This window comes from Streptomyces sp. NPDC050287 (assembly GCF_044459385.1).
GTDB lineage: Bacteria > Actinomycetota > Actinomycetes > Streptomycetales > Streptomycetaceae > Streptomyces.
The window spans coordinates 18,778-27,983 of record NZ_JBITIY010000032.1; the positions used below are offsets into that span (position 1 = coordinate 18,778).

Annotated in this window: 9 protein-coding genes, 1 tRNA gene and 1 riboswitch; of the genes, 3 read left to right on the forward strand and 7 right to left on the reverse strand. The window is 70.4% G+C overall.

The window, feature by feature from the left end:
- Positions 1–74 precede the first annotated feature (74 nt).
- The 3 genes from ACIBK3_RS46055 to ACIBK3_RS46065 all read right to left on the reverse strand — a co-directional run bounded on the left by ACIBK3_RS46055 (position 75) and on the right by ACIBK3_RS46065 (position 2,933).
- Positions 75–1,103: a M23 family metallopeptidase gene (locus tag ACIBK3_RS46055; RefSeq protein WP_399374601.1), complete on the reverse strand. Its 1,029-nt coding sequence runs from the start codon at positions 1,101–1,103 to the stop codon at positions 75–77.
- A gap of 11 nt (positions 1,104–1,114) precedes the next feature.
- A riboswitch (cyclic di-AMP (ydaO/yuaA leader) is annotated at positions 1,115–1,270 on the reverse strand.
- A gap of 320 nt (positions 1,271–1,590) precedes the next feature.
- Positions 1,591–1,664: transfer RNA gene (locus tag ACIBK3_RS46060), tRNA-Met, on the reverse strand.
- Positions 1,665–1,742: 78 nt separating this feature from the next.
- Positions 1,743–2,933 carry a dihydrofolate reductase family protein gene (locus tag ACIBK3_RS46065; RefSeq protein WP_399374602.1) on the reverse strand — a complete coding sequence of 397 codons (1,191 nt, stop codon included), beginning with the start codon at positions 2,931–2,933 and terminating at the stop codon, positions 1,743–1,745.
- Between the two features lie 67 nt (positions 2,934–3,000).
- On the opposite strand from ACIBK3_RS46065, the gene ACIBK3_RS46070 reads away from it, so the two are divergent.
- Entirely contained in the window at positions 3,001–3,516 is a 516-nt protein-coding gene (locus tag ACIBK3_RS46070) for a MarR family winged helix-turn-helix transcriptional regulator (RefSeq protein ID WP_399374603.1), read from the forward strand.
- 137 nt (positions 3,517–3,653) lie between these two features.
- Entirely contained in the window at positions 3,654–4,310 is a 657-nt protein-coding gene (gene ribA / locus ACIBK3_RS46075; RefSeq protein WP_399374604.1) for a GTP cyclohydrolase II, read from the forward strand.
- Positions 4,311–4,346: 36 nt separating this feature from the next.
- Here ribA and ACIBK3_RS46080 read toward each other — a convergent pair whose 3' ends face one another.
- Both ACIBK3_RS46080 and ACIBK3_RS46085 read right to left on the reverse strand, forming a co-directional pair.
- The gene (locus tag ACIBK3_RS46080) at positions 4,347–5,537 is read right to left on the reverse strand and encodes a sensor histidine kinase (RefSeq protein WP_399374605.1); all 1,191 of its coding nucleotides are present in this window, start codon (positions 5,535–5,537) and stop codon (positions 4,347–4,349) included.
- A 261-nt stretch (positions 5,538–5,798) separates the two neighbouring features.
- Positions 5,799–6,626, reverse strand: a complete 828-nt coding sequence (locus ACIBK3_RS46085; RefSeq protein WP_399374606.1) for an NAD(P)H-binding protein — start codon at positions 6,624–6,626, stop codon at positions 5,799–5,801.
- Between the two features lie 97 nt (positions 6,627–6,723).
- Here ACIBK3_RS46085 and ACIBK3_RS46090 point away from each other — a divergent pair, with 97 nt between their 5' ends.
- A complete protein-coding gene (locus ACIBK3_RS46090) occupies positions 6,724–7,128 on the forward strand; it encodes a winged helix-turn-helix transcriptional regulator (RefSeq protein ID WP_399374607.1) in 405 nt (134 codons plus the stop codon).
- Positions 7,129–7,157: 29 nt separating this feature from the next.
- Here ACIBK3_RS46090 and ACIBK3_RS46095 read toward each other — a convergent pair whose 3' ends face one another.
- Positions 7,158–7,577 (reverse strand): anti-sigma regulatory factor, encoded by a 420-nt coding sequence (locus tag ACIBK3_RS46095; RefSeq protein ID WP_399374608.1) that lies wholly within the window; start codon positions 7,575–7,577, stop codon positions 7,158–7,160.
- Between the two features lie 227 nt (positions 7,578–7,804).
- Positions 7,805–8,965, reverse strand: coding sequence for a PP2C family protein-serine/threonine phosphatase (locus ACIBK3_RS46100; protein WP_399374609.1), 1,161 nt, complete (start codon positions 8,963–8,965; stop codon positions 7,805–7,807).
- Positions 8,966–9,206 lie beyond the last annotated feature (241 nt).

Sequence of the window (9,206 nt, forward strand, 5' to 3'; positions counted from 1 at the left end):
GTGACGGAGCGCCTCATTCCGCCGAAGGTCCGAGGCGCTCACCAATTCCGCGTAAAACCGGCAGCCGTCAGCTGTCAGGGGTTGAGCCCCTTGCTCCGCAGCCACGACATCGGGTCGATGCCGGTGTCCGCGCCGTCCGGGTGGACCTCCAGGTGGAGGTGGGCCCCGGTCACGTTGCCGGTGGCGCCCACGCGGCCGATGACGTCACCCGTGCTGACCTTCTGGCCGACGCTGACGCTGATCGAGGACTGGTGGCAGAACCACAGCTCGGTGCCGTCGTCGAGGGTCAGGATCGTGCGGTAGCCGTACGCACCGGCCCAGCCCGCCTCGGTGATGGTCCCGCTGTGGATCGCCTTGATGAGCGTGCCCGTGGGCGCGGCGAAGTCGAGGCCGGTGTGGTAGCCGGAGGACCACAGCGAGCCTGCCTGACCGAAGGTGCCGGTGATGGTGTACGAGGAGGTCGGCAGCGTGTACTGCCTGGCCAGCTCGGCCAGGCGCGCGGCCTCGGCCTTCCTCTCGGCCTCCTCCTCCGCCTCCTTCTTCGCGGCGGCGGCCTTGGCCTGGGCCTCCTCCTCCGCCTTCTTCTTCGCGGCGGCGGCCTGCTTCTCGGCGGCGGCCGCGGCGTCGGCGGCGGCCTTGCTCTCGATCTGGTCCTGCTGCTGCTCGGCCTGGGCCAGGATCCGGGACCGCAGGACCTCACCGGCGTCCGAGCCGCTCTGCTTGGTCTGCGCGGAAGTCGTACCGACAGTGCTGAGCGCGGTCGCGGTGACCTCGGGGGTGTCATCGTCCGAGAGGAGGGAACCCACCGAGGGCAGGTCGGGCATGGAGATGGACAGCGGCGGCTTGCCGGTGTTGGCGCTGGCCATGCCGCCCGCGCCGACGGCGGCTATGACGCCGACGCCCAGGACGGTGGAGCTGCGGGCGAGTCCGCCGCGCTGCTTTGCGACACGGTGCCGGCCGCGTACGGGTCGGAGGGACTCCTCGGTGGGGTTCCACTCCGTCCAGGGGCCCTCGTCGGTGCGGTACTCGCCGTAGCCGAAGGTCTCGCTGTCACGCTGGCTCGGCACGAACGGGGCTTCTGGGGCAGGCCGGTTGGACGCCACGTGGGCGTGCTCCTTTCCTTCCTTCTCGCCTACCGGGTTAGCTGACGGGTTCGGAGCAGGAAGGTCTCCTACGCGCGTAAACAGCCGTGCGGACACGACGGTCTACGAGCGATTCACCCCAAGTGGTGGTTCCCCGGTTCCCTTGCGGGATTCGGCGCGTGCGCACGGAGCCGACTCTTGTGACGGCTGGGACGACCGCGCTGCGTTATCGAACGTTAATAGACGCGAGGCCTGTATTCCAAGCCGTTCCGCTTGATCATTAACGATTTCCGGCAGGACCAACGCCCCACCACCGGCGAAAAACGGGCGAGTTGACCAGGCACCAGAGACCGCACAGGAGTTGACGGTGTGTCAGTTGTTATGCGCAGGGCGCATGCCTGCTCACACGAGGTGACAACCATCGAACCTCGCCGACAGCCGCGAACCCGGCGGCCCCCGAACACACCGAGGGCCGGAACCCTTTCGGATTCCGGCCCTCGGCCTTCAGTAGCGGGGACAGGATTTGAACCTGCGACCTCTGGGTTATGAGCCCAGCGAGCTACCGAGCTGCTCCACCCCGCGTCGTTGTGTCTTCACTGTACGCCATACGCAGCACAGATGTCGCATCGGTCGTCCCGCCGCCCCGAACGGGGACCACCGTCAGCCCACCAAGTGCCGGTTCGGTGCCTTCGCCGACGTCTCGTACTCGTCGAGCACCACCACGTCCACCCCCGCCCCCTCCAGCAGCCCGCTCCCGTCCGCCCCCGCCACGAACGTGTCCGGCTCCCGCCAGGCCGTCACCACCCGCCGTACCCCCGCCTCCAGGATCAGCCCCGCGCACGGCACCGGCCGGGACGCCCGCCGCGCGCACGGCTCCAGGCTGCTGTATACCGTCGCGGACGCCAGCCGGGGATCTCCCGAGCCGATCTTCGCCAGTGCCGCCTCCTCCGCGTGCACGACGGGATCGTCACCCTCGCGCGAGTGACCGCGGGCCAGCTCCGTGCCGTCCGCGGCGACGATCACCGCGCCGACGCTGAAGGCGGTGCTCGACGGCGGGCACCGGCCGGCCAGTTCGCAGGCGAGGGACAGCCAGTGGCGGTCGGCGGCGGAGGGCAGCAAGCCGGTGCCGGGGGCCGTGGGCTCGTACCGCATGAGGACGACATCCTCGATCCGCCGGGTTTCCGCCAGGCGCAGCCGGCCACCTTGGTAGGCGCCCGGGCCGAAGAGCCGGGGCGCGTCCGGATCGCCGACGAAAAGCGGCGCGAGGACGAGCTGGAGTTCGTCGGCGAGGCCCTGCTGGAGGAGCTGCGTGTGGACGGTACCGCCGCCCTCGACCATGAGACGCTCCACGCCTCGTACGTCGTGCAGGTGTTCCAGAACCCGCCGCCAGTCGAGGCCGGCACCCACCGGAACGACATCGACGTCGAGGCCACGACCGCGGCCGAGGTCAGGGTCGCCGCCGTCGCTGCCGTCGCCGCCGAGGCCGAGGCCGACCGCACGCGCCCGTTCCGCGCCCTTGTCGGTCGTATATACGACCTTCTCACCACCGGTGTGCCAGAACTTCGCTTCCGGATCCAGGTCGCCCGACCCGCTGACCGCGACCTTGAGGGGGTACGCGGGCCGCCCGGCGGCGACACGGTCGGCGCGGCGCTGCGGCGAATTGACCAGCAGGCGCGGATTGTCGGCACGGATCGTCCCGGCGCCGACGAGGATCGCGTCGACGGATGCCCGTACCTCGTCGACGCGGTCGAAGTCGGCCGGGGAGGAGAGCAGCAGGCGTTCGGGGCCGGTGTCGTCGAGGTAGCCGTCGAGGGAGACGGCGGCGGACAGCAGGACGTAGGGATACGGCATCGAACGCGCTCACTCTCGAGGACGGGCCGGGCTTGGTTCAAATTTGAAACAAACCTACACTAGGGGTATGACGACTCGCTGGCTCACCTCCAAGGAGCAGCGCGCCTGGCGCGCGTACATCGCCGCGACGCACCTCCTGGAGGACGCGATCGACCGGCAGCTCCAGCAGGACGCCGGCATGCCCCACCTCTACTACTCCATCCTCGCCAATCTCTCCGACGCACCGGAACACCGCCTGCGCATGACCGACCTCGCCGAGCGCACGAAGATCACCCGAAGTCGGCTGACGTACGCGGTGACCCGGCTGGAGAAGGACGGCCTGCTGCGCCGGGAGAACTGCCGGTGGGACAAGCGCGGCAGCGTCGCCGAGCTGACCGAGGAGGGGATGGCGACGCTGGAGCGCACGGCGCCCGGCCATGTGGCGACCGTACGGGCGTCCTTGTTCGACCAGCTCACCGAGGAACAGGTGGACCAGCTGGAGGAGATCTGCGCGAGCGTCGCACAAGCCCTGGAGAGCGGCGACACCCGCCCGGCCCCGGACGACGTGCCGTGGCGCCGCCGCTCGTCCCCGCCTTGTCCGTGACACCGGCGCACACCTTCATGACACTCACCACAATCCCGTTGCTTCAAATTTAAAGCATGAGGTAGGGTCCGGAGTCGTAGATCTGCTTCAAATCTTAAGCAGATGTGCCCACCGGACCCCTACCCGGGAGAACCCGCATGCCCGACTTCCCCGCCGCCACCCCGCGCTCCCGCGTCCGGGTACCGCTGCGCTTCCACGACGGCTATGGCGTCGACGCCGAACTGGTCACCTTTCACGGACTCACCGACGGCCAGGAACACGTGGCCGTCGTCCTCGGCGACCCGGCCACCGCCCCCGGCACCACCCCGCTCGTGCGCCTGCACTCCGAGTGCCTGACCGGTGACGTCTTCGGCTCGGCCCGCTGTGACTGCGGCCGGCAGCTGCGGGAGGCGGTCGAGCGCATCGCGGACCGCGGCGGCGTGCTGCTCTACCTCCGCCAGGAGGGCCGGGGCATCGGCCTCTACAACAAGCTCGACGCGTACGCCCTCCAGGACCAGGGCCTCGACACCTACGCCGCCAACACCGCGCTGGGCCTGCCCGAGGACGCCCGTGACTACACGGCGGCGGCCCAGATGCTGCAGGCCCTCGGCATCACGTCCCTGGACCTGCTCTCCAACAACCCGGACAAGGCGGACCAGTTGCGCGACCTCGGCATCGACGTCGAGAACCGGGTGCCCACGGGTGTCTTCACCACCGCGCACAACGTCCGTTACCTGCGCGCGAAGGTCCTCCAGACCCAGCACACGCTCCCCCTGGGCGAGCTGACACCACTCCCGGCGACCCACGCGGTCTGACCGGGTACGCCACCCCCTCCCCACCGTCCCCGGCGATCACCACACGCACGGCAACTCGACCTGGATCACGGTGCCGCCGCCGACCGGGCTGGTCACCTCGACCGTCCCGTCGAGCGCGGCGACCCGCCGCCGCATGCCGAGGATCCCCGACCCGTCCCCGCTCTCGTCCGCGCCGCCCCGGCCCTCGTCGCGCACCCGCACCGACAGTCCGCGCCGGGTCCGGGCGAGACGCACCGCGGCCCGCGGTGACCCGCTGTACTTGGCGGCGTTGGTCAGTGCCTCGGCGACCACGAAGTAGGCGGCGGCCTCCACGGCCGCGGGCGCCCGGACGCCCTCGTCCAGTCCGCTGTCGTCCACGGTCACGGCGAGCCCTCCCCCACTCTCGGCTTCGCTCGAGCGGGGGGACCCCCACCCGGCGGCCAGCGCGCGGACGGCGCCGGCCAGTCCGCGGTCGGTGAGGATCGGCGGGTGGATGCCGCGCACCACCTGCCGCAGCTCGGTCAGCGCCTCCTCGGCCTGGTCCTGGGCGTCGTCCAGCAGTTTGCGGGCGGCCTCGGGATCATGGTCGTAGGCGCGTTTGGCGAGCCCGATCCGCATCGACAGCGCGACCAGCCGGGCCTGCGCGCCGTCGTGCAGATCCCGCTCGATACGGCGCAGCTCGGCGCCGTGCGCGGCGATCGCGTCGGCCCGGGTCTCCTTCAGCTCCTCGACCCGCGCGGCCAGCCGGGCCTGCGGGGAAGGCATGAGCAGTGCCGTCGACCAACGGGCCTCCGTGTCCGCGAGCCCCACGATCAACGGCAGGACGACCGCCCGCCGCCGCAGCAGCCCGCACCCCACCCCGTCGACGACGAGCCCGAGGGGCCACAGCGGCAGCGCGAGGGCGAGGAGAGCGCCGTAGAAGTAGTAGGCGAACATCCAGCGCAGATCGGTGCGGGTGCCGGGATCCCGTACGGCGATCCGCAGCCGTTCCCGCAAGGTCCCGTCGAGACTCTGGTACGCCTCCGGAACCGCCCGGCCGGTCCACGAGGCCGTCAACTGCCGCTTGGCGCCGGCGATCCGCCGGATCAGCAGCACCGTCTCGGGCACCATCCAGACACCGACGACCACGACCGCGCCGATGAGGGTGATCAGCAGCACGGTGATGAAGAGCAACATCGCGAACGCCATGGCCGCGGCCACGACCAGGTGCACCGTGGCCCACGCAGCACGCCGCACCGTTTTCCACATGCGGCAACGCTAGATGATCCCCTGGCCGGGGTCGTGGGAGGAGACACCCGGGCGGGGGTGGAGCGGGCTACACCCACTGCCTGGACTCCCCTCCGCCTGGATGAACGTCGTGTTGTCCGTGCCGGCCGGCCGCCCTGGTCTTCGGGCGCCCTCGTCTTCGGGCGACCGGTCACCGCGGCGGCCGCCTGCATCCTTCTGAGCGGAACGATCGGGCCGGCGCAGACCGGTCGAGTGCCGGGCCCCGCTCACCTGCGCGATCTCCTACTTGAAGGCTGCGACGTTGCGCGCGGCCCACTCGGCGAAGGTGCGGGCCGGGCGGCCGAGGACCTGTTCGACGTCGGGGCTCACCCGTTGCTCTGCGGCCTTCGGCGTGCCCAGGACGTCAAGGGTGGCTTCCACGATCGGCTCGGGCATGAACCGCAGCATCTGTGCCCGAGCCTCCGCGCGGCTCTGCTCGACGAACCGCACCGGCTCACCCAGCGCGTCGGCGATCGCCATCGTCTGCTGCCGCGGGGAGACCGGCGCCGGCCCGGTCAGCTCATACGTCCTGCCGGCATGGCCGGTGTCCCGTAACACCACGGCCGCGACCTCGGCGATGTCGGCCGGGTCGACGGTCGGCAGCGCGACGTCACCGAACGGCGCACTGACCATCCGTTGCACGCGGACCATCTCCGCCCACTGCAACGTGTTGGAGTCAAAACCTCCCGGCCGCAGCAGTGTCCATTCCAGGTCCGACGCCGTGACGGCATCCTCCAGCGTCGAGGGGTGACTGCCCGTGGCAACGCCTTGGGAGGACAGCAGGACGACCCGGCCGACCCCACCCGCCCGCGCGACATCGAGAATGTCGCCGACGCTGCCACCGGCCGCTACGAACTCGCCCGAGGTCAGCAGGAACAGGGCGTCGGCGCCGTCGAGCGCGGGCGCGAGGCTTTCCGGCTCGGCCAGGTCGGCCCGCTGATACCGCACGCCCGTCGGCATGTCCCGTGCGGAGATCCCTCGCGACACCGCCGTCACCTGTTCACCGGCCGTGACGAGGGCCCGCACCAGGGGCCGTCCGACGTTGCCCGTAGCTCCAGTGACCACAATCATGTTCGCTCCCGTGGAAAGTCCTCTGTAGGCCCAACGGAAGCTACCGGCACGGGGATAGTAGGTACCTAGAGGAAAGTATTGGAAAGAAGGGCTCACTGTGACCCACAACACGGCTCCGGCGGCTCGTGTCGGCATCACCCCCGAGCAGGCCTGTCCGATCGCCCCGGTGGTCGACATCGTCTTCAGCCGCTGGACCACTCCGATTCTGTGGGCACTTCATGAATACGGGCGTCATCGGTTCGTGGAGCTGGAACGCCGCATCACCACCATCACACCCAAGGTGTTGACCGATCGGCTACGGCAGCTGGAACGCGACGGGCTCGTCGTGCGCACCTACCACCCCGAGGTTCCGCCGCGGGTGGAGTACGAGATCAGCGAACTGGGACGCAGCCTGGCGCCGCTGTTCGCAGCACTCGCCGACTGGTCGGTCAACCTGGACAAGGTGGAGCAGGCCCGGCAGACGTATGACGCCGAAGAGCGCCCCCGCGGCCGTCGGAGCTGAAAGGGCTTCGGGCCCTGAGGGGAGCGGGCTCATCCCGCCCCCCGAGGGGACGGCAGGCCGGTGACCCAGGCGGTGACGGTGACCGTCGTGCCGTGGCCGGGGCGGCTGTCGATGCTGAACTCGTCGACCAGCCGTCTGGCCCCGCTCAGGCCGCTTCCCAGACCGATCCCGGTGGTGTAGCCGTCGGTCATCGCCAGGTCGAGGTCACGGATCCCCGGGCCGGAGTCGGTGAAGGACAGCCGCAGTCCGGGGACGTGCCCCTCGTCCAGCGGGGTGATCTCCATGTGGCCGCCTCCGCCGTGAATGAGGGTGTTGCGGGCCAGTTCGCTGGCGGCGGTGACCAGCTTGGTCTGCTGCACCAGCCCGAAGCCCAGCTCGGCCGCGGTCTGCCGTACTCGCTGCCGTACCCAGGCCAGGTCCACGTCCGAGCCGATGGGAAGGCTCGTCACGGTGGGGTGGTGCGAGGCGTGGGTCACGTGCCCTCCGGCTCTCCCGCGGACGGGGCGGTCGAGGTGGTCCGAGCGGGCAGTTCCCGCGCGGGGTCGTCACCGGGCGGCAGGTGATCAGCCAACAGCGCCAATAGTTGCCGTATGACAAACATTAGCCGCTGGCGTACGACGCGAACAACACGCGACCGGGAAGACCCGACCGCCCTCGCGCCCCACCCTCCTCACGGTCACCGCCCGCGCCAGTCCAGGCACACCAGCAGGGCGTCGTCGTCCGGTGCGGGCCGACCGCGGTGGCCGGTCAGCTCACGCAGGATCGCCCGCGGCACCTCGGCGGCGGGCAGCAGCCGCGTGGCCAGGATCGCCCGGGCCAGCGCGGCGTCCCCGTACGCCTCCCCACCGGGGGAGGCGACCGCGTACACCCCGTCGCTGACGAAGACGAGGCGGTCGCCGGGCTCGACCTGGAACTCCTGGGCCACGTAGTCGGTCTCCTCGAACATGCCGAGGGGCAGCTGCGCCTCGAAGGCGACGCGCTCGACCGTGCCGCCCCGCAGCCGCAGCATCTGGGGGGAGCCGGCGTCCACCACCTGGGCCCGCCCGGTGGCCAGATCGAAGTCGAACATGAGCGCGGACAGATAGCAGCGGCCCCGGTAGTGGGCGTAGACCGCCTGGTCGGCCAGAGCCGCCTGGTCGGCGATGGGGATACCGGCACGCCGCGCGTTGCGCAGGGCGTTGACGGCCAGGTTCGTCAGCAGGGATGCCTCTGTCCCCGCACCCATGCCGTTGGATACGTACAGCATGAGCCGGTCGGCGGTCGCCGACCAGTCGAAGTTGTCGCCGAAGATCGCGTACGCCGGTTCCAGCTGCGCCCCCAGCTCGTACTCCGGGCGCGCGCACGAACGGCCCGGCAGCAGCTGCCACTGCATCTCCGCGGCCAGGGTCAGCCGGTCCTTGCGGCGTGCCTGCAGATACAGGTCCGTGTCCCGCTCGGCCACGACCACCTCGTGCCCCAACACCTCGGCGACCTCCGCCAGTTCGGCCAGGCAGCCACGGACGTGGTCCCCGTCCGGCAGGGTCACCGACAGGACGCCGAGCCGGTCCCCGCGCACGGTGACCGGCAGATGGACGCGCGCCAGGCCGTCCGCGCGCTCCTCGACGAACGGCTCCTGCGCGCCGAAGGCTCGGCCGGCCGGGCTGTTGTGCACCGGCAACGGTTCCAGGGTGTGCGGCAGCACGGACACCGGCTGCAGCACCGTCAGGCCGTAGTCGGCCATGAAGAGCTCGACGGAGTCCGCCGCGTACTGCTCCGCCAGCACACGACGGACCGCGTCGAGCAGTTCGTGGGGCGCCGCTGTGCGCAGAGCGCGCTCAACGACGACAAATCTGTTCACATTGGTAAATGCATTGGCAAACACGTTGGTAAACACACCAATCCTTAGCCGAACGATCGCAGGGCAGCAGGTCGTGCCCACCTGACGGACGCGAGCGACTCAGGCGGCAGTGCCGGTCAGCTGGTCCCTCCGTGGCCCGTCCGCACCCCTAGTTGTACTGCCCAGGCAGGTTGGTCGAATCTGTGCGGCGACACGGCCTGATTCTGTGAGATGACGAAGGCCTCCGGTTGTGGAGTGGAGC